The sequence below is a fragment of the Methylovulum psychrotolerans genome, from assembly GCF_002923755.1.
Lineage (GTDB): Bacteria > Pseudomonadota > Gammaproteobacteria > Methylococcales > Methylomonadaceae > Methylovulum > Methylovulum psychrotolerans.
The window spans coordinates 109704-133300 of sequence record NZ_PGFZ01000007.1 but is presented as its reverse complement, the minus strand read 5'-3'; the positions used below and the strand labels follow the sequence as shown (position 1 = coordinate 133300).

The 23597-nt window shown below is 49.5% G+C and carries 20 protein-coding genes; 7 read left to right on the top strand and 13 right to left on the bottom strand.

Features of this window, described 5'->3' with window-relative positions:
* Positions 1–209: 209 nt before the first annotated feature.
* A complete protein-coding gene (locus AADEFJLK_RS15265; RefSeq protein WP_170065130.1) occupies positions 210–839 on the bottom strand; it encodes a DUF3313 domain-containing protein in 630 nt (209 codons plus the stop codon).
* A 414-nt stretch (positions 840–1253) separates the two neighbouring features.
* Here AADEFJLK_RS15265 and AADEFJLK_RS15260 point away from each other — a divergent pair, with 414 nt between their 5' ends.
* Entirely contained in the window at positions 1254–1955 is a 702-nt protein-coding gene (locus AADEFJLK_RS15260) for a HisA/HisF-related TIM barrel protein (RefSeq protein WP_103974856.1), read from the top strand.
* A 95-nt stretch (positions 1956–2050) separates the two neighbouring features.
* On the opposite strand, the gene fae is transcribed toward AADEFJLK_RS15260, so the two are convergent.
* The 6 genes from fae to AADEFJLK_RS15225 all read right to left on the bottom strand — a co-directional run bounded on the left by fae (position 2051) and on the right by AADEFJLK_RS15225 (position 9606).
* On the bottom strand, positions 2051–2569 hold the full coding sequence (gene fae, locus AADEFJLK_RS15255) for a formaldehyde-activating enzyme (RefSeq protein ID WP_088617935.1): 519 nt from the start codon (positions 2567–2569) through the stop codon (positions 2051–2053).
* Positions 2570–2674: 105 nt separating this feature from the next.
* Positions 2675–3520, bottom strand: coding sequence for a triphosphoribosyl-dephospho-CoA synthase (locus AADEFJLK_RS15250; protein WP_103974855.1), 846 nt, complete (start codon positions 3518–3520; stop codon positions 2675–2677).
* A gap of 97 nt (positions 3521–3617) precedes the next feature.
* On the bottom strand, positions 3618–4505 hold the full coding sequence (locus AADEFJLK_RS15245; protein WP_103974854.1) for an ATP-grasp domain-containing protein: 888 nt from the start codon (positions 4503–4505) through the stop codon (positions 3618–3620).
* A 185-nt stretch (positions 4506–4690) separates the two neighbouring features.
* The gene (gene fusA, locus AADEFJLK_RS15240) at positions 4691–6778 is read right to left on the bottom strand and encodes an elongation factor G (RefSeq protein ID WP_088617938.1); all 2088 of its coding nucleotides are present in this window, start codon (positions 6776–6778) and stop codon (positions 4691–4693) included.
* A gap of 1071 nt (positions 6779–7849) precedes the next feature.
* Positions 7850–8332: a YajQ family cyclic di-GMP-binding protein gene (locus AADEFJLK_RS15230; protein WP_088621479.1), complete on the bottom strand. Its 483-nt coding sequence runs from the start codon at positions 8330–8332 to the stop codon at positions 7850–7852.
* 41 nt (positions 8333–8373) lie between these two features.
* Entirely contained in the window at positions 8374–9606 is a 1233-nt protein-coding gene (locus AADEFJLK_RS15225; protein ID WP_103974852.1) for a multifunctional CCA addition/repair protein, read from the bottom strand.
* A gap of 305 nt (positions 9607–9911) precedes the next feature.
* On the opposite strand from AADEFJLK_RS15225, the gene AADEFJLK_RS15220 reads away from it, so the two are divergent.
* The 3 genes from AADEFJLK_RS15220 (at position 9912) to AADEFJLK_RS15210 (ending at position 11507) form a co-directional block, all read left to right on the top strand.
* Positions 9912–10124 carry a hypothetical protein gene (locus tag AADEFJLK_RS15220; RefSeq protein ID WP_103974851.1) on the top strand — a complete coding sequence of 71 codons (213 nt, stop codon included), beginning with the start codon at positions 9912–9914 and terminating at the stop codon, positions 10122–10124.
* A gap of 124 nt (positions 10125–10248) precedes the next feature.
* Positions 10249–10476: a hypothetical protein gene (locus AADEFJLK_RS24605; RefSeq protein ID WP_103974850.1), complete on the top strand. Its 228-nt coding sequence runs from the start codon at positions 10249–10251 to the stop codon at positions 10474–10476.
* A 5-nt stretch (positions 10477–10481) separates the two neighbouring features.
* Complete coding sequence (locus AADEFJLK_RS15210) at positions 10482–11507, top strand: hypothetical protein (protein WP_103974849.1); 1026 nt, start codon at positions 10482–10484, stop codon at positions 11505–11507.
* Between the two features lie 23 nt (positions 11508–11530).
* On the opposite strand, the gene AADEFJLK_RS15205 is transcribed toward AADEFJLK_RS15210, so the two are convergent.
* Entirely contained in the window at positions 11531–13330 is a 1800-nt protein-coding gene (locus tag AADEFJLK_RS15205) for a tetratricopeptide repeat protein (RefSeq protein WP_103974848.1), read from the bottom strand.
* A gap of 392 nt (positions 13331–13722) precedes the next feature.
* Between AADEFJLK_RS15205 and AADEFJLK_RS15200 the strand changes: the two genes are divergently transcribed.
* The 3 genes from AADEFJLK_RS15200 to AADEFJLK_RS15190 all read left to right on the top strand — a co-directional run bounded on the left by AADEFJLK_RS15200 (position 13723) and on the right by AADEFJLK_RS15190 (position 18773).
* Positions 13723–16386: a YbcC family protein gene (locus tag AADEFJLK_RS15200; RefSeq protein ID WP_103974847.1), complete on the top strand. Its 2664-nt coding sequence runs from the start codon at positions 13723–13725 to the stop codon at positions 16384–16386.
* The gene (locus AADEFJLK_RS15195) at positions 16383–18296 is read left to right on the top strand and encodes a proton-conducting transporter transmembrane domain-containing protein (RefSeq protein WP_088617943.1); all 1914 of its coding nucleotides are present in this window, start codon (positions 16383–16385) and stop codon (positions 18294–18296) included. Before AADEFJLK_RS15200 ends, AADEFJLK_RS15195 begins: the two co-directional genes overlap by 4 nt.
* Positions 18297–18443: 147 nt before the next feature.
* Positions 18444–18773, top strand: a complete 330-nt coding sequence (locus AADEFJLK_RS15190) for a helix-turn-helix domain-containing protein (RefSeq protein WP_088617944.1) — start codon at positions 18444–18446, stop codon at positions 18771–18773.
* 233 nt (positions 18774–19006) lie between these two features.
* Here the strand turns inward: AADEFJLK_RS15190 and folP are convergent, their stop codons facing one another.
* The 5 genes from folP to AADEFJLK_RS15165 all read right to left on the bottom strand — a co-directional run.
* Complete coding sequence (folP, locus tag AADEFJLK_RS15185; protein WP_103974846.1) at positions 19007–19822, bottom strand: dihydropteroate synthase; 816 nt, start codon at positions 19820–19822, stop codon at positions 19007–19009.
* Positions 19823–20053: 231 nt separating this feature from the next.
* The gene (locus AADEFJLK_RS15180; RefSeq protein WP_088617947.1) at positions 20054–20326 is read right to left on the bottom strand and encodes a septum formation initiator family protein; all 273 of its coding nucleotides are present in this window, start codon (positions 20324–20326) and stop codon (positions 20054–20056) included.
* A 214-nt stretch (positions 20327–20540) separates the two neighbouring features.
* A complete protein-coding gene (gene eno / locus AADEFJLK_RS15175) occupies positions 20541–21821 on the bottom strand; it encodes a phosphopyruvate hydratase (RefSeq protein WP_103974845.1) in 1281 nt (426 codons plus the stop codon).
* A 64-nt stretch (positions 21822–21885) separates the two neighbouring features.
* Complete coding sequence (locus AADEFJLK_RS15170) at positions 21886–22770, bottom strand: DUF4435 domain-containing protein (protein WP_103974844.1); 885 nt, start codon at positions 22768–22770, stop codon at positions 21886–21888.
* The coding region (locus AADEFJLK_RS15165) for an AAA family ATPase (protein WP_211299232.1) at positions 22767–23597 on the bottom strand (831 nt) is incomplete at its 5' end. The genes AADEFJLK_RS15165 and AADEFJLK_RS15170, both read right to left, overlap by 4 nt.

Genomic DNA, 23597 nt, shown 5'->3' with positions numbered 1-23597 from the left:
GAGCTACTCGCGGTAAGTCTTGTCGAACCATGAGAGGCCTTTGTGGCTTAGGAATGGGTAGGAAATAATGTAGGCAAACGTTAAAAGGTACGCGGCTTGGAGCGCGGGCATCTTGCCCGCAAGGGCGGGCAAGATGCCCGCGCTCCAAAAATGCTTATGCCGAGGTTATTTTATGCACGTTCCTAAGCAGTAGATTTAAGCCGTCAACCTCACTTAGGCAACAACGCCAACAACCGTTCCGCCTGCCCCGCCAACACACTTTTGGCATGGCCATAACGGGTAAAATACCCCAACACCCCGCCATGTAACGGATCGGCATTCCGATACGTCGCCAAAGCCGCCAACCGCTGCCCCGTCACCGCATCCACCACTTCCGCCTCACTACTCGCCCCACCGTTAGCAAACGGCGGCACCATATAAAACTTTCCCACCTTAAACCAATACGGCGGCCTGTCAATCCCGGTAATCGCCAGCTTAACCCGTAGCACATAAGGGCCAGGCTCAGTCGTATAATGGAAGCGTTCGGAAAACGCATCAATCGCCGCCTCCCGGAATTCGGTCTTAATCTCCGTCACATCCTCCGCACTGACATCCTTATCCGACTTAGACCCCGGCATATACACCGGCGCATCAACCATAAACGCGACATATTTCGATAACGGCTGCGCCTTAAAAACCAAATCACTGCCATTATCCTTAGTCGGCTGCAACTGCTCATAATGGCTTAAAAAACCCGTATGGGTGGTTTCTTGGGCAGCACAGGCAGAAAGCAACGCTACCGCTAATAGGGTTAAGGGACGTTGTAGCGGTAACGCGGATACAGAAAAAACAAGTCTCATGAGCAGGTGTTCCTGAGTGGGTAAGAGGGCTAACGCGAGAGTACCGGAAGCTGTGTCGCATTCGTGCGGGCTAAAGGCGTAGGATAAGCGATGATTGACAAATGGCCTAGGTAACTCTAAAGTCCTATCGGTATCTTCACAGCTAAGAAATAAATTTGGCATTTACCAGCAGGCCTTTGGGGCAGCTAAAATCAGTAAGGCCTTACTTACGCATTGATTTCATGCTGTTGTTTTAATAACCCATTGAGCGGCCTAGAACACCAGATACAAACGCAACGATTATCCCAAAACATCGCTATTCTGGCTAGGATTCAACAACAGGGGCAACGTTACCCGTTAACAGAAAAATACAAATATCTTTATAGATTAAGTGCTTATCACGTCAGTCAGTAACCCAAAATACTATATCGCCTCATGACCCCCATCCCCGTCCTAGACCTAAAAAACCAACAAGTCGTCCACGCCAAACAAGGCGACCGGGCGCATTACCAGCCCATCCACTCCCCCCTCTGCCCCTCGGCGGATATTTTCGCCGTCCTAGAAGCCTTCTTAAGCTTGGCTGATTTCGACACCTTTTACATCGCCGATTTAGACGCGATTACCCGCCAAGGCCATCATGATGCGTTACTGGCGCAGGTGCTGGCGGCTTTCCCGCAGCTAACATTTTGGGTGGATAAGGGCTATCAACACGCCCAAGACTTACCGCCTTATAGCAATTATCTGCCCGTGCTGGGCAGCGAGTCTTATACCGACGGCTCCCTTAGCGAGTTAAAGGCGTTTGGCGGGCGTTTTGTGTTGTCTTTGGATTATTCGCCGACGGGGCAGGCGTTGGGGGCGGCGGAACTGTTTGCAGGGGCGCAGTATTGGCCTGAGGACATTATTATTATGACCTTGGCGAAGGTGGGCAGCGACCAAGGGCCGGACATGGCGCGGCTTAGGGCGTTTTGTGACACTTACCCCAAGCACCGCTTTATTGCGGCGGGCGGGGTGCGCAATTTGGCCGATTTGCAGGCCTTAAGCGTGTTAGGGATCAAGCAGGCCTTGGTGGCGAGCGCTTTACATTCGGGGGCGATTGGGCGGGGGGATTTGCTGAGCTTAAATACAGACAGGACGTAAGCGGCAGCGGGCAGGAGACCTACGCCCCCTTTCCTTAAGGCAAAAAAATACCCCAGCGGACTGAGGTATTTTTAACATCCGTTAAACGAAAAAGCTTACGCTTCGTTGTTAACAGCGAATGGGTGTTTTGCGTCTTTTTTAGCAGCAACAACTTCAGCAGCGGTTGGTGAACCGTCTACAGCGCGTTTCAGAGCTTCTTTAGTTGCAGCGTAGTTGAAAGATTCAATTTTCGCGTCGTCTTCAGCCATCCAGTGGATGAATACACCAACAGAGATGAACAGGTCGTCAGCTTCGTCAGCTGGGATAGTGCCGTCTTCAACACAATCAGCAACAGCCATAGCAACAGCACGTTGTGCTGGGCCAAACATTTGTACGGCTTGTTTAGAACCTTTGATAGTGACTTTGTTGAACAAAATAGTCGCAGGTTTAACCATCAGGTTAGGAGCAACAACAGCCAACAGAGTAGAGAAACCGTCTTTGTTGTTAGTCAAAGCAGTTGCGAAAGCAGTTTCAGCAGCTGAACCTCTTGGGCCAATGATCAAGTCGATGTGAGCGATTTCGTTGCCGTCGCCAACTAATGATTCACCAACGCACAATTTAGTAATTTTTGCCATTTTTGTTTTTCCCCTGTGAAGAAAAAGGTTGAAAGGTTTAAGCGAATTTTGACACCGTCTGTGTCTTGTTATTTGTCTTTGAAAACAAATTCTTGATGGATAGAGTCATGCCCACTCTTCCTGTAAAAGTACCGCCAGCAACGTTGCTACGGTCATATCTGCTGTGGTGCCCGGATTTATTCGTTGGGCTTTTAGTGCCGCATCCGTTTGGTAAAGCAAAGGCAACACCTGTTGAGGGTCTGGGATTTCCAGCGCCTGGGTGAGCCGCGCCATGGTTTGCCTAATCATCTGGGAATACTGGTTACCATATTTTCTTTCGATGTGGCTGTCAGGAAATTGGCTTAACATCGTTGTATAAACCACTACCGCTGACCAGCTTTTGCTTTTCCATACATTTTTACCATTATAGTAGGTTGGTAAGGCAAAATCAAAAATATCTTTATAAGCCGTAAGGTATTGCAGGGCTATGCGGTCTTTGCCACTGGCAAGCTGCATGGCGGCTTTTAGGGTCACGGTCGCGCCAGTATGCACATCTTGTTGTTCGGCCTCACCTAATCCGCCGGGGGCGGCAAGGGCTATAGCCCGGAACACCCAATCGGCATCGCTGACCGTGGTGCTGTCCAACACTTGCCTAAGGGCATCACGCAGCCCCAGGCCTGTGTTGTTCAGCACCGCTTGCACTAAGGGAGCGGCTAAGAGGATGATTCCTAAATTGGTATTACAGCCCACGGCAGCGCGGGTGGCCTTCACGGCATAATAGATTTTCTCGCCTAAGCTGTAATCAGGGCAGCATAACGGCGCGGCACTGACCTCGGCACTGAGGCGAAAATCGGCGACAGTCATATCATGCCCATCCGCGTAGACACTGACATTGCCGGGCTTGAACGCCTGCAACTCAAGCTCACACGCTTGCCGGTAACACGCTGCCAAACGGGCGGGAGATAAAGTCATGATTTAAGGAGGGGATTAAAACGTTGTGCCATTAAGGGGAAATAACCTAAAGGAGAGAACTGGCTTTATTGGCCGCTTGGGCAACTAAGCAGAGCCGTCAAGCCAAGCACCTGCCCAGCAAATCATCGGCCAGTAAGGCGGCGATATTCACCTCGCAGACGCTTTGCAGGCCCTTCCAAGCCGGGATGCTGTTGACTTCGATGATGGTGTACTGCCCTGCCCGGTCTTCAATAATATCCACCCCAGCGTAGTCCATCGCCAACGCCTCAGCGGCTTTTACCGCCAACTCCGCCAAATCGGCATTGAGGACGACCGGGGCGCAACTCGCCCCACGCGCGACATTATTCAGCCAGAACTTACCGCGCCGCTGCATGGCGGCAACGGCGCGGCCATTAATCACAAACACCCGATGGTCAGAAAAGCCTTCGCCCGCACATTCGACAAAGCGCTGCAAATAGTACACGCCCCGGCTGGCGGTTAACCAGAACAAGTCGGTCATTTTTTCCAAACGGCGGATACCTTCGCCTTGCGAGCCGAACAAAGGCTTGCTGATCAGCAAATGACCGTTGCTTAATTCCTGCTCAGCCAAGGCCAACGCCGCTTCCCTATCCCGCAATACCCACGTTAAGGGAGTCGGCAAACCGGCATGGTGCAACAAAAAGCTGGTCATACCCTTATCGACACTGCGCTCTATGGCATGGCCGTTATTGTAAACCGGGATAGCCAAGACTTTTAAGGCATGGAGTATGTCCAAATACAGCACCACCTCTTCCAGTGACCCGCCGGGCACGCCACGCACAAAAACCGCATCCGGCAAAGCGTTTTCAAACTGAGGGATCAGCACAGGCAGTTGGTCTGGGGCGATGCGCAAACGGCATTCGGTTAGGGAGATAAACTTGCTGTCAAACCCACGCTCAGCAAACGCCTGTTGGAGCTGTTTGCCGTGCCAGCCTGGGTCATCGGTAAAAATGGCTATTCTGCCCACGATGTCGGAAAAAGGTTGGGTTACATCCTGCCGCTAGAGCGGATGCCATAAGAATTTAGCTGAAAATAAACTCGCCCCTGTTGAGCGACAAGCCCACGGAGGAGGTTATTTTAGCTAAATCCTGCAAGGAGATTGTAAAAAAGCGATAGCCGGGCGGGATTAGCCACCCGGCCACTTAAGACCAATTAGCCTTTTGCTTTGTTGCGTTCGTTGACTTCTTTAATCACTTCGTCAGCGACGTTTTTCGGACATGGCATGTAGTGCGAGAACTCCATAGAGAACTGGCCACGGCCTGAGGTCATAGTACGCAAATCGCCGATGTAGCCGAACATTTCGCTCAACGGCACATCAGACTTAATGCGGACACCGGTGATGCCTGGATCTTGTGATCTGATCATACCACGGCGACGGTTAAGGTCACCGATCACGTCACCGACATGAGATTCAGGGGTGAACGTGTCCACTTTCATGATCGGTTCAATCAATTGCGGGCCCGCTTTAGGGATTGATTGGCGGAACGCCGCTTTTGCCGCGATTTCGAAAGCGATGGATGAGGAGTCAACCGCATGGAAACCACCGTCTGTCAGAATGACTTTCAAATCCAAGCAAGGGAAGCCAGCCAGTACGCCTTTATCAAGCATACTCTTAAAGCCTTTTTCCACCGCAGGCCAGTATTCGCGTGGCACGTTACCGCCGGTTACCGCTGATTCAAACACAAAACCGCTACCTGGCTCGCCTGGCTCGATTTTATAGTTGATTTTCGCGTATTGGCCGGAACCGCCGGATTGTTTCTTGTGGGTATAATCGTCTTCAATCGCTTTGGTGATGGTTTCACGGTACGCGACTTGTGGTTTACCGACAAGAACGTCAACGCCATGCGTACGTCTTAAAATATCAACCTTAATATCCAAATGCAGCTCGCCCATACCTTTCAGAATGGTTTCGCCGCTGTCTTCGTCAGTTTCAACGTGGAAAGACGGATCTTCTTGGATCATCTTACCTAAAGCAATACCCATTTTTTCTGAACCGGCCTTATCTTTAGGCGAAATCGCCAACGAGATAACAGGATCAGGGAATACCATAGGCTCCAATGTCGCAGGGAACTTAGGGTCACACAAGGTATGGCCAGTTTGGATGTTCTTCATACCCAATACGGCAACAATGTCGCCCGCTTGCGCAGATTCCAACTCATTACGCGTATCGGCATGCATTTCGACGATACGGCCAATACGCTCAGTTTTACCGGTAAATGTGTTCAGCACCGAGGTGCCTTTTTCCAATTTACCGCAATAGATGCGCAAGAAAGTCAACGCGCCGAAACGGTCGTCCATAATCTTAAACGCCAAAGCGCGTAAGGGTTTGCTAGCATCCACAGTAGCAAATTCGCCAGTCGGGTTACCTTCCAAATCCACTTCAGGCTGTGGCTGAACTTCGGTTGGGCAAGGCAGATAATCAACCACACCGTCCAGAACCAACTGCACACCTTTATTTTTGAAAGATGAACCGCAGAAAGTCGGGAAGAAGTCCATCTTAATAGTGCCTCTACGCAAGCACATTTTAATTTCTTCGATAGTCGGCTCTTCGCCTTCCAGATATCTTTCCATGACATCGTCGTCTTGGTCGGCAACCGAATCAATCAGCTTTTCGCGCCACATTTCGGCATCCTTAACCATATCGGCAGGAATGTCTTGGATGGTGTAGTTCATTGGATCCCCAGAATCATCCCAGATCCACGCTTGGCGAGTTAACACATCGACCACGCCGACGAATTCATCTTCACGGCCAATAGGCAATGTCATAACAATAGGTTTAGCGCCCAATACTTCTTCTACTTGCTTAACAACGCGGTAGAAGTCAGCACCAATACGGTCTAACTTGTTGATATAAATAACCCGCGATACTTTCGAATCGTTCGCATAACGCCAGTTGGTTTCAGATTGGGGTTCGACACCGCCAGAACCGCAGAACACGCCAATACCGCCGTCCAATACCTTTAAAGAACGATATACTTCAATAGTAAAGTCAACGTGACCTGGAGTATCAATGATATTGAAACGGTAGTCTTTCCAGAAACAAGTGGTTGCCGCTGATTGGATGGTAATACCACGTTCACGTTCTTGATCCATAAAGTCAGTGGTGGTCGCACCGTCGTGCACTTCACCGATTTTATGAATTTTACCGGTGAGCTTTAAAATCCGCTCGGTGGTAGTGGTTTTACCGGCATCGACGTGCGCGAAAATACCGATATTTCTGTAATGCGATAATTCTGTCATGTGTTTACTCTGAAAGGTTGGGCATAAAAAACTTTTGGGTGACCACTCATGAACCTTAAAACTCAAGAGGGCTTGGTTCGGACTGGGACTAATGGACAACCATAACCACAGCCTTGTAGGTGACGCTTAAGACACCATTGCATCGAGAAATGCGCAGGCCAGATGCAGTCGTCCAAAGCCAATGAGATAGCGTTTTTAAAGTCACCGTTGCTTCTCATACGTCCAGCTTTGAAAGCCGCCTATTTTAACCTAAAACGCGGACAAAAATACAGGAAACCATTAACAGGGCTTATAAACAGGCGTAAATTGCCGTTAACAGCGGCATTTATCCGCACCTAATCGGCCATAAAAGTTATACACAAAAGCTGTGGATAACTTTGTGGACAAAATGTCGGCTTTACGGGTTAAGCACGGTTTTTATTAGTGTTTTGTCAGATTGTACAAATATCGATCAATCTCATAAAAATAAGAAATATCAATCAGTTGCATTTACAAAAAATTATCATGGGCTTATCTGTGAACACACGCCAAGTCTTTGATTTTTTCTGTGGGCAACTATTGTTGAATCAAAACCGTTCGCCTAAAAAGCCCTACATTTTTTTCTTGACCCAGTTTGGGGCAAGAATAGCCGCTGGCGGCGGCAAACAGTGGCCGCTAAAAAAGTTATACACAAAACCTGTGGATAACTCTGTGGATTACTTGTAAAAATTAACGCTTAATGGCGGTTTTTGTTACAGTTTTGTTAAATTGTATAAATATAAGCCAATTTTATTATTTTTATTTATCATAGAGTTATATTATATATGGCAATAGATGGCGGATCGGCAAGCTCCGCTTAAGTGCTTGATTTTTGCTGTGGGCAAATCACCAAGACGACTAACCCCGTTTATCTTAAAATGCAATATTTTTGTGAGGTATATCACAAAAATAGCAGCCCCCTAGCCTCCAAGCGTTTAAAGGCAACACTTAGCCAAACAAAGGGGCATACTATGCCGACTTTATGCACAACAATAGACCATGCCCCGCACAAAAATCCACCGTACAGGCCACCTTGTCTGGGCTGCGCGTCCGTCACTCCCGAAAATTCTCAAACTGCAACGGCACTTCCAGCTTCTCGTCACGCAGCATCTGAATAACCTCCTGCAAATCATCGCGTTTTTTTCCGGTTACCCGCACTTGCTCGCCTTGAATCGCCGCTTGCACTTTCAGTTTCTTGTCCTTAATCAATTTGACGATTTTTTTCGCCATCGCCGAATCTAGGCCTTGCTTTAAAGTGATTTCTTGGCGCATGGCTTTGCCGCTACCTTTGGCATCGCCAAGTTCCATACAAGCAATATCAATCCCGCGTCGGCTGAGTTTGGCGCAGACGATGCTAAAAATCTGCTGTAACTGGAAGTTAGACTCCGACACCATGACAATTTTCTCATCGGTTAACGTCACCGACGAATCCGTGCCTTTAAAATCAAAGCGGGTATCCACTTCTTTGCTGGCCTGATCGACCGCGTTTTTTAACTCATGTTTATCAAATTCAGAAACAATATCAAAAGAGGGCATAGCATTAACTTCAAATAGATTAAAAAAATAAGCGGGGCATTTTACAGCAAAGCATAAGCGTGGATAGCCTCCGTCACCGCACGGATTCTTAATTGGCGTATCGCCTCGCCGATTTGCGCCCCTTGCAATGTACCGCCGACAATCGCCGAAATATCCACCGACACCGCCGCCTTGGCGGCAGCGCGGAACAAGCCCGCCTGTGGATATGGACGGTTTTCAAAGCCCGTGCGCCCACGCGCGTCCGCCTCACAGGCCAATAAAAAACTCTCCAAGGCATTGGCGGGCTTAAACGCCCCCAAAGCCGCCAGCGTGTCGGTCAACGTCCCTGGCCGCAAATCCGCCGCCCTATGGCAATGGGTATGGTATTGCATCACTTGTTGCGCCAAGGCCTTAAAGCCGTTAGGAATGCGCAAGCGCGTACACATCGCTTCTAACAGCGGCAAGCCATTAGCCTCATGGCCGTTGTGGTGCGGCAAGTCTTCTTTCGGCGACAAAGCCTTGCCCAAATCATGCACCAAAGCCGCAAAGCGTACCTCAGGGCTAGGCGACAACAACGCCGCCTGCTCCAAACACATCAGGCTATGCACCCCCGTATCAATTTCGGGATGATGCTGGGGCGGCTGCGGCACCCCGAACAGGTTATCCAACTCAGGGAAAATCCGCGCCAACGCCCCACAGGCTTTTAAGGTGGTAAAAAACGCCGCCGGGGTGGTTTCGTTCAACGCCTTAAACAACTCCGCCCACACCCGCTCAGAGACCAGATAATCCACCTCCCCTGCCGCCACCATCGCCTGCATCAGCTCGCAGGTTTCCGGGGCCAAAGTGAAGCCTAACGTGCTGTAACGGGCGGCGAACCGCGCCACCCGCAAAATCCGCACCGGATCTTCGGCAAATGCGGGCGAAACATGGCGGAACACCCGTTGCTGCAAATCACGCTGGCCATGATACGGGTCTATCACCCGACCGTCGGGAGTCATCGCCATCGCATTAATGGTCAAATCACGGCGGATCAAATCTTCTTCCAAAGTCACATCCGGCGCAGTGTAAACACTAAAGCCCTTATAGCCATGCGTGGTTTTGCGCTCCGTCCGCGCCAGCGCGTATTCTTCTTGGGTGTCGGGATGCAAAAACACCGGAAAATCCTTGCCCACTGGCCGGAATCCTTGCTTAAGCAAACTGTCCGGCGTTTCGCCCAACACTACCCAATCGCGCTCGGTCACAGGCAGGTTAAGCAATTTATCACGCACCGCGCCACCGACGAGATATATTTCCATAATTAACGATTAACGGGTTATAAAAAATTGCCAGTAGGATAACATAGGCGGCAACGATAGGGATGTACCTAACGCCTGAAAACCGCCATTATAACGGATGCCGGACAGGCAGAAAAAGGTGGTAAAATCCCTGTAAAACCCGCTTTAACCGGAAACAGCGCGGCCAAAGCGCACACACCCGCTAACTGGGGGCTTGGGATTTATTTTGTATATTCTATTAATATGATAGAAAACTTCCGCGAGGCAAGAGGCTGGGCAGTTAAATTTTCTCAAAAACCCGAAAACAAAGAGAGAGGCAACCGATAATGGCATTTAGATCAACCATCACCTTAACCGATCAAGACCAAGAAATCCTTGAGCATTTCAAAAAAGAATTGGGTATAGAAAGCAGTTCGCAAGCAGTGGCTACTGCCCTGCAAATTGCCGACTACATAAGGGAATCCACCAAAAAAGGCGAAATTATCTTTAAAAAAGACGCATCCGGCGAAGCTAAAACCATTAAGTTTATAGGATTGTAGCTTTATGAGCGATGCCGACGAATCAGCCCAACGTGTTGATGATGTAGAGCTTGATTATCGATAGGGCAAAATAATAGAAGAAGCGCAAGCCAATTCAATTAAGGCTAACGACGCGCTACGCAAAATGATGACAGAAGAAATATTGCCACTGTTTAAGACCATCAACAAATATGTTTTGTTAATTGTAGGCATTGCTATGGCAATTGATTTTTGCTTAGTCTTTACTGGCTTGGCAAATGCCGACCAACGGCTTATTAACAGTAATGTGATTATGACGCTGATAGGGGCGGCGACGGTGCAATTAGGTTCGATCATGTTCACCATTTCCGCTTACTTGTTTCCAAAAACCTAACAGCTATGCCCACAACCCCCCGCCCTGCCCTAGCCATTACGCTACTGATAATCGCCACCAGTTGCCAAGTCAAAGCCCCCAATACCTATAGCTTCGCACTCTGGGGCGACATGCCCTATACCCGCAACGGTGACGGGGCGAAAGACGGCGAGAAAATGACCCGCTTGCTTGCCAGCATGAACGCGGCGCACTTGGCGTTTACCGTTTATGACGGCGATACCAAAGACGGTGCCTCCCTTTGCACAGACAGCGCGATTGGCCTGGAAGTCAAAACCTTATTTAACAAACTCCAAGCACCTACCGTTTATGTGCCGGGCGATAATGAATGGACGGACTGCCACCGCCGCAATAATGGCGGCTATAACGCCCTAGAGCGGCTGGATTATCTGCGCAAAACCTTATTCGCCGAGGCGTTCAGCTTTGGGCAAAACAAAATCCCCCTGCAACGCCAAGGCGCGGCGGGCGGACTGTATGCGGAAAACGTCCGCTGGCAACAAGGCAGTGTGGTCTTCGTCGGCCTCAATATGCCCGGCAGCAATAATAACAAAGTCCATGACGGGCATTGCCTCAACCCCAAAAGTGCCAGAACCGAAGCCGATTGTACTGCCGACAACGCCGAATACCGCGCCCGTGATGCTGCCAATATCGCGTTTTTACGCGCATCCTTCGCCATTGCCCGCCAACAACAGGCGGTCGGCCTCATGGTCATCATCCAAGCCGATCCCGGTTTTGACCTGCCTGAAACCGACACGGAAAACGAGCGGCAAAAAGCAGGCTTTGATGGTTATGATGCGTTTCTGGCCACCTTAATTGCCGAAACCAAAGCCTTTAACGGCCAAGTGGTGCTGACGCACGGCGACACCCATTTTTATAAAGTGGACAAGCCCTTGGCCGATTCTGCCCATCTGCTCAAAAACCTCACCCGCGTCGAAACCTTCGGCAGCCCTAATTTACATTGGGTGCAAGTGCAAGTGGATGCCAGCAACCCGAACGTATTTAGTTTTCAGCCGATGATGGTGGACGGCAATTGAGCGGATGCCATGATAGGCCAACTTTACTTATCTAAATCGGCAATCGCTTGTTTTATCTTGGCAATGCGTTCTGGATACTCATCGTAACTGAGCGCAGCTTGCAAGCGCTCCAATAAAGGCAAACATTCCTGATATGCCGCTAAGGCCTGTCCGTCACGTCCTAAACGACACAGACAATCCGCCTGTTTTTCAAGAGCAATGCCTAAATCCCGGAGAATTTGAGGTGTTACCCGGAACCTATTTTTTAGCTCTCGGCAAATCCGTAAGTTTTCAGTGTAACCCTTATAGGCGACCTCGTAACGGTTCAAGATGCTATCAATATCGGCCACTTTTTCTAGTGAGACGCTTAGATCCCGCAACATTTCGGGAGTTTCACCTAAACTATCCTTTAATCCTCGGCGAATCTGCAAGCTTTGGGCATAGCCTTTGTAGGCGACATCATAGCGGCCTAAAATCTTATCAATATCGGCAACTCTGTCTAATGAGACGCTTAAATCCTGCAACACTCCGGGAGTATCGCCCAAGCCATCCCTTAACCCTCGGCGAATTTGCAAGCTTTCGGCGTAGCCTGTATGGGCAGCATCATAACGGCCTAAAATCTTATCAATATCGGCAACCCTGTCTAATGAGACGCTTAAATCCCGCAACACTTCTGGGCTGCCGCCCAAGCGGTCTTTTAACTCTCGGCGAATCTGCAAACTTTCGGCATAGTCCTTATAGGCGGCATCATAGCGGCCTAATATCTTATCAATATCAGCCACTTTGTTTAACAAGACGCTTAAATCCCGCAATGCTTGGGGACTATCGCCCAAGCAATCCTTTAACCCTCGGCAAATCTGCAAGCTTTCGGCATAACCCTCATAAGCGGCATCATAACGGCCTAAAATACTATCAATATCGGCTACCTTGCCCAACGAGACACTTAAATCCCGCAATATTTGGGGATTGGCATTTGTGGTTAATTCGCGGTCAATCTGTAAACAGCTGACATAAGCTTGATAAGCGGCATCATAACGCCCCATTGTTTTTTCTATATTCCCCAATCCATCTAAAGCGATACCCAGCTTACGCAAAGCCGAGGTCGTTTCGCCTTCATCGGCCAGTATATTATGGCTAAGGGTAAGCAATTGCTGGGCTAGACCCTCAGCCAACGCCCATTGCCCAGACTCTAAGGCCTCATCAAATGCATCTATCGTCACCAAAAACCGCTCATCATCCGCCATCTCCAGAGACTGCACCCGCTGCCATTCACGGATTTCCGGTCTCATTAAGGCCTGTTCGCTCACTGTTAACGGTGTTGCGCCGGATTTGGGCGTGACATACTCATGATAACTACGCCGAACTGGTGCCTGTTGGCTAAGCCGCAATTCATCGGTATGGTTTCTGACCGACCATAAATCAGGGGCTATTTCCCGCAAGCGGCTTTTGTACGCTACAGGTAAAAGGATGATAAAGGGACACGGATAGTCACGGCGGATACGGTCGCGGTTTTCATTAAAACGGGCGAAAAAATTATCCAAAGCCCGTTGCCATTCCGGCGAGCGGTGTTGATGCAATTCCAGCCAGCACGGCACGATGGTATGCGGCACTAAACAACGCCGCAAATCCTCAAAAATATCAGCGGCTAAGCTTTCAGGGCGCGAGGGCTTAAGAATATGCAAGCTAGAGACTTGGCCTTGCAGTTGGTTCTGCAAGCGTTGCAGGAACTGCCCTGCCAGCAGCGCGTCTTCAACAAACAAGATAATCAGGCAAAACCGCTCCGCCCATTCGACATGACGGCTAAATTCCTGCCATTGCTCTTCTTCGGCCAGCGTCAAGACCATTATCAGTCCCCTATTTCATCGCACAATAGCGATTGAAAATTTTTTTAGACGGTCGCGCAGTCATAGCTGACATAAATTAAGTCTCGTGTTGACGTTACGGCTAACAGTATAGGCCTTAACCGTAAAAATCAACAAGGTGGCTCAGCTTAATTTAACGCCGCTTAATTCTTAGCGCCATCCCATCAGGCATTGCCTGACACCACGCCAAATCACCCGCCTTAATGCCAGCAACCACCACATTTGGTTGAAATAAACCGCCAATAGGGGCAATACCACCAATAGCTATCAGGTTTCTAAAAAACAAATATAACAATCAATAGCTTAAATTCAGGCACACATTATGCTTATCTAAGGTTTATAGCAATTCCGCTTCACTTTGCAGGTTTCATGCGATGACAGCCACACCTTCTTACTCGATCCAGCATCATACTTCGCCAATCGGCGAAGGGCCGTTTGATCTTGATACTGCTATCGACAACATCGCCCACTGGTTGCCCACCCAAGGGCCGATTAAAGATTTTATCCACCACAACACCTTACATGCCGTGCAACACCATCCTTTCCACAAAGGCGTGGCGATTGCGGCAAAAGTGTTTGGCGCACGCAGTTATTTGCCTTTAGCCGACTACCAGCAGTTATACCGAGATGGGCGGATTAAAGATTTCGCTATCGACTGGGCCATCGCCCACTCCGAGTGTAGCGAATCGGGCGCACAAGCTTTACGCGAACGGCTGTTTATCGCCGACGATAGCGTCCACTATCCGCCTGTATCGTTGGCTAACCACGGTATCCGCAACCGTTGGCTGACCCATTTGGAAGTTGACTTAAATTCTTTAGTACATCCGATCATATTCCGGCTGCTGGCTAATTTTCTTGACCAAGGCATTAGCCGTTGGACACTGGCAAAACCCGGCGAAAGTTTTTGGCAATGTGTGCAAAGGCTGGCGCAAAATAGCTTTATCCCGCTGTATCCTTTCAACGAAGCCAGCGTGGTCGGTTTATTAGACCTTGACCCCGAAGAAGTGATTTTAAGCTGTCTTGAGGCCATCGTCGGCGACGAAGCCCTGTATGAGCAATATCTGCTGGAGTTGCTGCTGTCCCATCCTGGTTGGGCAGGTATGGTGCGGCTGATTGAACTGGACCCCAAAATTTTGCTGCAACGCCGCCAAATTTCTTTAAAAGAAATGTTTGCCGTCGAACTGATGGCAGAACTTGCCGTCGTCCAGAAAAAATTCGCCGGACGGGCCATAAAAATTAGTGACTTGCCAAATTCCGGTGATTTTCTGCTGCTCAGCGATTATGAAGAAAAAATCACCATCCCCTTGCGCCTGAAAATCTGGCACGAGGCGATGGAATTTTCGCTCCATGCCGAACTGTTGGCGGCCTTAAAACCGACCGAACCTGCCGAAGCGGACAAATCCGCCCCGGTCGCCCAAGCCTTTTTTTGTATTGATGACCGCGAATGCTCCTTACGCCGGCACTTGGAAGAAACTCATACAGGTATTGAGACTTTTGGAGCCGCCGGTTTTTTTGGTATCGACTTTCTTTACCAAGGCTTTGACGATGCCTACCCGGTGGCACAATGCCCCAATATTATTAGCCCCAAGCATCTGATTTTAGAATCGAACCTGAAACCGGAAGCGCCAAAACCCAAAGTCAACGCCGAGCTTTCCAATCTGCATATTAACCGCCATTCGCTGTTACGCAGCCTGCTGGTCACACAATTTTTAGGCATGGCTTACGCCGCCCGGATGGCTTGGGATGTGTTCCGCCCAGGTTCACAATTGCTGAAAATCAAAAAACTCAGTGAAGTCAGCGATGCCCATACCCATTTGCATCTGTTGCGCGAAACCGACGAACCGACCGAAGACGGGCAGATGCTGGGCTTTTCTTTCCCAGAAATGGCCGACAAAATCGAAGGGCTGTTACGCAATATTGGCCTGACCCAAAATTTTGCGCCCTTAGTCGTGATTGTCGCGCACGGTTCCAGCAGCACCAACAATCCGCATTTTGCCGCTTACGATTGCGGCGCCTGCTCAGGTAAACCGGGTGCGCCCAATGCACGGGCGTTTGCCTGGATGGCCAACCATGCCAATGTCCGGGCCATCTTAAGCGAGCGGGGTATCCATATCCCCGACAGCACTTATTTTGTCCCCGCCTTGCACAATACCAGCCGTGATGAAATCACTTATTTTGATAAACACTTGTATTCGCAAGCGGCTATCGACAAATTGGCGGTGTTCCAGCAAGCCATGCAGGAAGCTTTAGATAAAAATGCCCTGGAGCGTTGCCGCTGGTTTGAATTAGGGCCACAAGCCCTGCCAAAAGAAGCACTGGAAAGCAATGCCTTGGAACGTTACCGCCTGTTTAAGACCGAGCCGCAATCGCAAGCGCGCAAAGAAGCCCACGACCATGTGATTGCCCGCGCCACCTCTATTTTTGAACCACGCCCTGAGCTGAACCACTCCAATAATTTGTACAGCATTGTTGGCCGCCGCAGCTTGACGCAAGACCTGTTTATGGACCGCCGGGCGTTTTTGCATTCATACAATCCGGCTTCCGACCCCGAAGGTGTGCTGATTGTCAAAATCCTCTCGGCCATTATTCCGGTCTGCGGCGGCATCAATTTGGAGTATCTGTTCTCGCGCATCGACAATTCGATTTATGGGGCGGGCACCAAGTTACCGCATAACGTCATCGGCCTGCTGGGGGTCGCCAACGGCGTGGAAGGCGATTTGCGTACTGGCTTACCGTCGCAAATGATTGAAGTCCACGAACCGGCCCGCTTGCTGATTGTGATTGAGCAAACCACGCCAGTGCTGGATAAGGCCTTCGCCAAATTAGGCCCGTCCTTAATGGAATGGCTGGATAATGATTGGGTGCGGTTGGTGGCCTGCCATCCCGACAGCCGTGAATTATCCTATTATTTCAGCACGGGTTGGGAAGCTGTGGATTTTTCTGAACAGACCGACATACCGTCCGCCGCTTATTCGGAAACGATTACCCAAGGGCAAAAAGCCACGATTCCGGTCCATCAATTGCGGAGAGCATCATGAATGTCTTGTTATTAACCTGCCAGTTTTTACCGTTGGCAGGCTTATTATTGATTGCCTTGTTTGGCAAAACGGAAAAGACCATTGCCGCCCTCAGCTTTTGGGTAACCCACGCGCTGGGTTTGAGCATTCTGGCATTACTGGTCACTTGGGGTATGCACGGCTTTGCCGATTACGAATTTGAATGGTTCGAGCTTTACGCACACGGCAGCTACGAGTTTCCTATCCTATTTTTCCTCGATGGCATAGGTGCGGCCTACCTGTTCGCCATTTGGGTGATTTTCTCGATTATCGTCCGCTATTGCCGTTACTATCTGCACCGTGAATCCGGCTATAAACGCTTTTTTCTGACCATTTTCGGCTTTGCGTTTGGCCTGAACATGGTCATTCTGGCGGGTTCTATCGACATGCTGTTCGCCGGTTGGGAAATTGTCGGTATTTCGTCGTTCTTATTGATCGCCTTTTACCGCCACCGCATCCAGCCCGTGCGCAACGCCTTACGCGCGTATACCGTGTACCGTTTTTGCGATATTGGCCTGTTGCTGGGCGCGTGGATGAGCCATTTGCTGTTCCATGGCAGCGACCATTTCAGCCAATTGTCGGTATTGTTTGAACATACCGCCCCCTCGCCCGCCAGCTATCCGGCCTTAATGCTGATGTCTTTGCTGATTTTTATCGCCGCCTGCGGCAAATCGGCGCAATTCCCGTTTTGTTTTTGGTTGCCTAGGGCCATGGAAGGACCTACACCCTCCAGCGCGATTTTCTACGGGGCTTTATCCGTGCATTTGGGTGTGTTCTTATTATTGCGCACCACTCCGATTTGGAGCTACCACATCATCACCCGCCTGATGGTCTTTGGTATCGGCCTGATAACCGTACTGGTGGCGAGCATTTCCGAAAAGACCCAATCGAATATCAAAGGCCAAATTGCTTATGCCTCCATCACCCAAGTCGGCATTATGTTTATGGAACTGGCCTTAGGGTTGGAGACTTTGGTATTGCTGCACTTTTTAGGCAATGCCTTTTTGCGTTGCTACCAGTTATTGGTTTCGCCCTCTATTGTCGCCCACATGCTGCGGGTGGAAGGGGCTATGGATACCGATATGGGCTTTAAAACCACTGCCATGCAGGCACGTTTTCCCGTTTCGGTGCGTGATACCTTACCCGAAGTGCTGCAAAACACCTTATATGTCTTTGCCTTACAAGAAGGTAATTTGGAGCGCTTAGTCCGCTCAGTGTTATGGGAACCCTTGAAAAATATCGGTGCCACCATCAACCGCTCTAAACTGTGGCAGAAAGCGGCGGTCGGCACAGGCGTATGCGCCCTGTTTGGCGCATTGGTCGGCTTAGGTTGGCTGGAGAGCACCTATCTGGCCATTCCGGTCGCCTTGGCAATGGTTTTAGCCTCGCTCAGTGCCTTTAGCCAAAAACATAGCTTTATCCACGTTTGGAATGCGGTGGCAATGAGTTGCCTGTTAGCGGCGACATCGGTATGGTTGCTGCAACCTAGCGCCCAATTCGACATCCTGCTGTTTATGACAGGCATTGTGCCTTCATGGTTATTAGGCCTGATCGTATTAAGCAAACTGCCGGGTAAAGAACGCTTTGCCGACGCGCCTTTTGCTTACCGTGCCATGTCAGAAACCCACCCTAGCTTGGCTTTGCTGTTGTTTTTAAGCTTTTTGGGTTTGGTGGGCTTTCCGATTACCCCTGCCTTTATCGGCGAAGACTTATTGTTGTACCATGCCAGTAGCGAATTCGCCTGGATAGCGGCGTTAATCGCCATTTCTTTCGTCATCAACGGTATTGCGGCGGCACGGGTGTTCTTACGCTTGTGCATGGGCCGCCCTACCGAAATCTGTAACCATACGGAAATCACCGCCTTGCAGGCTATTTTTAAATCAGATAAGTAAGCCGTCTGTAACCCACGAAGCCTTGTTACGCGTCGTGGGTCTCCACAAACCTATCGGTAGCCGCCACCATTCCCATGTCTGGCATGGTGGCGGCACACGGATTGGGCAGGCTGTTTTCTTTAGAAATCATAGGAGCCGGACTAGAAAATGCTAGCCATAAACTACGAGAAATGGGGGCAATCCCCGGAATTTTTGCGCAACCTTGCCCTGAACAGCGAACATCCACGGACACGCGAGCGGTTTTTGGCACTGTTCGAAATCAGCCAAGGCAAAAACGCGACCCAAATCAGCCGCGAAACAGGCCGGAACCACCAAACTGTCATGGGCTGGGTACACAGCTACAACGAATGGGGCCACGAAAGCCTATTGTATCGGCATACCGGCGGAATTTCCCCTACTAGCCGAAAAACCGCTGCGAGCCCCTCCGCTCATCAGCCCCATCAAAGCTATTCGGAAAGCCACGCCAGCACCGCCTAAAGCCTCTCAGGAACGTGCTAAATCGGAAAGTACTGCCCTCCCCATAGGGCCTCCTAATTTTCGCTTCTACGACGGGGAAGCCATTCGCTCCCCACCCTGCGAAAAGGAGGACTGGGGTGGGGTTGAACACGCTGAGGCGCAATGACCACCTATACTTCAAACGGTCAAGTTTTCGGTTTTAGGATTAACCGTCCGCCCTGAGCTTGTCGAAGGGTGGCTGTTAGCCAATACGCTCAGCCACACTGCCTGATTGCCCACGCGACATCCGCCGCCTGACGGTTTTCTTTAACATCATGGACGCGGAACATTTTTACCCCCGCCATCACCCCTAAGGCTGTCGTCACGGCGGTGGCGGTGACCAATTCGGTAGGTTCCGCCACTTCGCAAATACTGCCCATAAAGCGTTTGCGGCTAGTCCCCAATAACACCGGAAAACCTAACGCCACAAAGACATCCAAATGCGCCAGCAAATCAAGGTTATCCTGCTTGCGTTTGCCGAAGCCTATGCCAGGGTCGATAGCAATATTATCTTTTTTAATACCCGCATGTAAGGCCGTCTCGATACGTTCTTGCAACGCCTCCAGCACCTCGCGCACCACATCTTCATAATAAGGGCTATCCTGCATAGTTTTCGGCGTACCTTGGCTGTGCATAATAATAATCGGCACAGCGGCGGCGGCGGCTACAGCAAACATATCGGTATCCTGCCGCCCGCCCGACACATCGTTAATCATATTTGCCCCCGCCGCCAAAGCCGCACTAGCGACTTTGCAGGAAGTGGTGTCGATACTAATCAGGGTATCGGTAAACTCGCGGATAGCCGTAATCACCGGCACCACGCGGCGGATCTGTTCGTCCGCCGCCACCAGTTCCGCCCCTGGGCGGGTCGATTCACCACCCACATCAATTATATCCACCCCTTCGGCGAGCATCTTTTCCACTTGTTGAACCGCACTGGCTATATCGCTATAACGGCCACCATCGGAAAAACTGTCAGGGGTAACATTTAAAATCCCCATGATGAGCGGCTTATAAAATGGGTTGAACATAACGGCAAGCTCCTATGCTAGCGATAATATTGGCTTTATTGTCAGTCACGCCGACATTCGGCAAAGTGTGGTTCGGGGAAAGGGGGGTGTATAGGGGGATTGCCTGTGCTGAAAAATACCGCGCAAGGTACACGGCGACACGGGGAACATCACCAAAACCCTTGTCTGGCAAAAGGACTTGGCTATGTTAGGTGACGGCAACTATGAGGCCAGTAGGACAAACTAGGCCACCTATTCCAAGACCTGAAAAAAGGTCTCATCCGCGCGGATCATACCCAATTCATCCCGGGCGCGTTCTTCTAAGGCCTCTTGGCCTTTGCGTAAATCTTCAACTTCCGCGTAAAGTGCCTCATTACGCTGTTTCTTTTCTTCAACCTGCGCCTTCAATTCTTCCAAATCCTGTTCACGATTTTGTAATTGCGCAAGACTGCCATTCTTAGGTTCCCATAAACGGTATTGAAAATGCGCAATCAGCAGCACGATGATAACGAACAGAACCTTCATTAACGGACGACCTTTAGAATAGACCACAACAAAAATTACGCCTGAATAAGAACAGCCTGTCTTATGCGCCTAACGCTAGCGTATAAGACAGGCTGCTCCCAGACTTTGGCAAACTGGCACGACCTCCACCTACCCTCAAGCAGATGAAACCCGTGCCATTACACTTTACGCCTAAGACAATCGGCTTATTGCCAATTATCCGATATGTTGGCTATTAGAGCATTTTAAACGCGCTACGGCCTGCATAAACGGCCAAATCACCCAATTCTTCTTCAATTTTCATCAGGCGGTTATATTTAGCAACACGGTCAGAACGGCTCAATGAACCGGTCTTGATTTGGCCTGTGCCGGTAGCAACGGCCAGATCAGCAATCGTGGTGTCTTCAGTTTCGCCGGAACGGTGCGAAACCACAGCCGTGTAACCCGCCGCATGGGCCATATCAATCGCCGCCAAGGTTTCGGTCAAAGTACCGATTTGGTTAACTTTAATCAAAATGGAGTTAGCAATGTTTTGGTCGATACCTTTTTTCAAGATAGCAGGGTTGGTTACGAACAAATCGTCACCGACCAATTGGATGCTGCCGCCCAATTTTTCAGTCAGCAATTTCCAGCCGTCCCAATCGTTTTCGTCAAAACCGTCTTCGATGCTAATGATAGGGTATTTGCTGACCCAATCAACAAAGAAATCCGCCATTTCTGCTGAAGTATAGGTTTTGCTTTCAGAAGCCAAATTGTAAATGCCATCGGCATAATATTCAGACGCGGCGGCATCCAGACCTAAGAAAATATCCACGCCAGGTTTATAGCCAGCTTGCTCAATCGCTTGCAGGATAACACTGATCGCTTCTTCGTTAGATGACAAGTTAGGGGCAAAACCGCCTTCATCACCGACAGTCGTCGCCAAGCCTTTAGACTTTAACACTTTGCTCAGGTTATGGAACACTTCCGCGCCGTAACGGATCGCTTCGCGGAAAGTCGGTGCGCCGACAGGCAAAATCATAAATTCTTGCAGGTCGACGCTGTTGTCAGCGTGTGAACCGCCGTTGATAATGTTCATCATTGGCACTGGCAACACAAACTTGCCGGTTTTGTTCAGGTGGCGATATAACGGCACACCCGCTTCTTTCGCAGCGGCATGGGCAGCCGCCATAGAGACCGCCAACATAGCGTTTGCACCCAAACGGGCTTTCGTGTCCGTGCCGTCCAGCGCGATCATGGTGTTATCAATGTCTGCTTGGTCGCTCACTTCTTTACCGATAATAGCATCACGGATTTCGGTTCTGACGTTATTGACCGCATTCAACACACCTTTACCCAAAAAGCGGGCTTTATCGCCGTCACGCAATTCAATCGCTTCACGCTCGCCAGTGGACGCGCCCGATGGCACCATCGCACTGCCGACAATGCCTGATTCCAGGATGACATCGGCTTCTAAAGTGGGGTTGCCACGAGAATCTAAAATTTCTCTGGCTTTAATGTCTACGATTTTGCTCATGTTTTGAATGGCTCCAAAGGTTAAAAATAAAAAGCAACATGGGGTTGCATTTAGGGGGTAAAAATTAATTGACTATCCGATAAGGCGGATGCTGGGCTTGCCAATGAAAAATGGCTTGCCCCAATTCGGTTTGATACAACTCAGCTGTTTCTATTGCCCCGCGCAGATAATTGGCTATATTATCGGCAGTGGCCTTTTTGTTGTTGCCTAATGCACTATGTTGGAAACCAATAGCCAATATCTCCAACAGGGTATGGCCGTTGCACCATAACCAAGGGTCACACTGGGCAGTATCGTTAAGCAAGTGTTCTTCGGTAGCCGCTATGCCTTTCTTGCTTGCCTCCGCATAAAGCTGAAAAAGCTCTACACGCCATGCCTGCCGGATTAAGACGGTGTCATTTTTATGTAAGTCTTTAAGCTCCAAACTAGGCTGGGTATGTTGCTTAAACCATTCTAGGTGTGCAAACGGCAACGCCAAGGCCAGCAAATGCGCTTGTATCGGTTTATTTATTTGTTGCTCAAACGCCGCTATACATTGGCTATCGCCAAATTCCGCCAATACTTTCCTAAAAACCATAGGCGAACGTAACAACAAGGTTTCCAAATCATGGGTATCGGTTACACAGAGATTATTATCCCTAGGCAAACACGCCAAGCCATCATAATCGTTATCAATCAGGCCTAAATAGCCATCTATCGCACTTCTACTGGCATTTAATGTGCGGATATTCTCAATAACCGCTATTTTACCTGTTTTTCTAAGATTATTTTGTGCAAATGCCACCACAAAAACAATACAGCACAAATTTTCGGCAATTCTGCCATTCCAAAACTTTTCATCGCCCTCCCCTTCGACAAACAAAAAACTGCACTGTTTGTAGGCAGGGTTTTGCCTAAACATCAACAAGGCGGCATCAAGGCTATCGGTGTCAGAAAAACATAAAGTCATCCATGAACATCCAAACCCACCATCAAATGTGAGTTTTGTCCGACAATCGTCGGCGAATGGGTGGCAATAAGCACATCAAACTTGGCTTGCTCAACGATTTTCTTTAACTCGTCAATAAATTTATGCTGCCATGATATATGAAGGGATAGCTCAGGCTCATCAATCATCACCAAGGTATCCGGTTCGACTTTAAAAATCAGGTCGTAAAACATCACCAATTCGTGTTGCTCACCGGATGACAGCAAGGCAAGATCAATCTCGCCTTCCTTGCCGATCACCACCAAGCCTTGTTGTTCGTCAATACGCAGTTCTTTGCCCTGAAACTTGCTGTTGATGATACTCAGCAACAGCTGAATTTTTTGGCTCAACGGAGCTAAAACCTCCAGCTTTTCCTCGCTGTCTTTGACATAAAGATCCATCACTGCCCTGTGCTGGGCTTCTAAGCTATCAATAGAGGCGGCATCTAAATTTCCAGCATCACTTATGGGTAACAGGCCTATAGCCCTTAATTTCTGCCGCGTATCTTGCAGAGTATTGAAATGGGCTTTTAATTGCTCATCGCTGTAATGGACAGTCGTTTTTAGCAATCGGAACGGAAACGTCTGCTCCAATTCTTGGGTTTTCTTGGCATAATCCGCCATTACCGATTTAATGGCTTGCTGCAACTCAATGGCATATATTTTTACAGTATGGATAATAACTTCTTTATGCCGAAAGCCTTCTTGTTTTTCTGTGCGTATAAGCCTCGAAGCTTCAATGAATAGGACTGGAAAATATCCTAGTTTTTTCTCAAGATGCTTATCGACATAAGTATCGTTTGCACCATT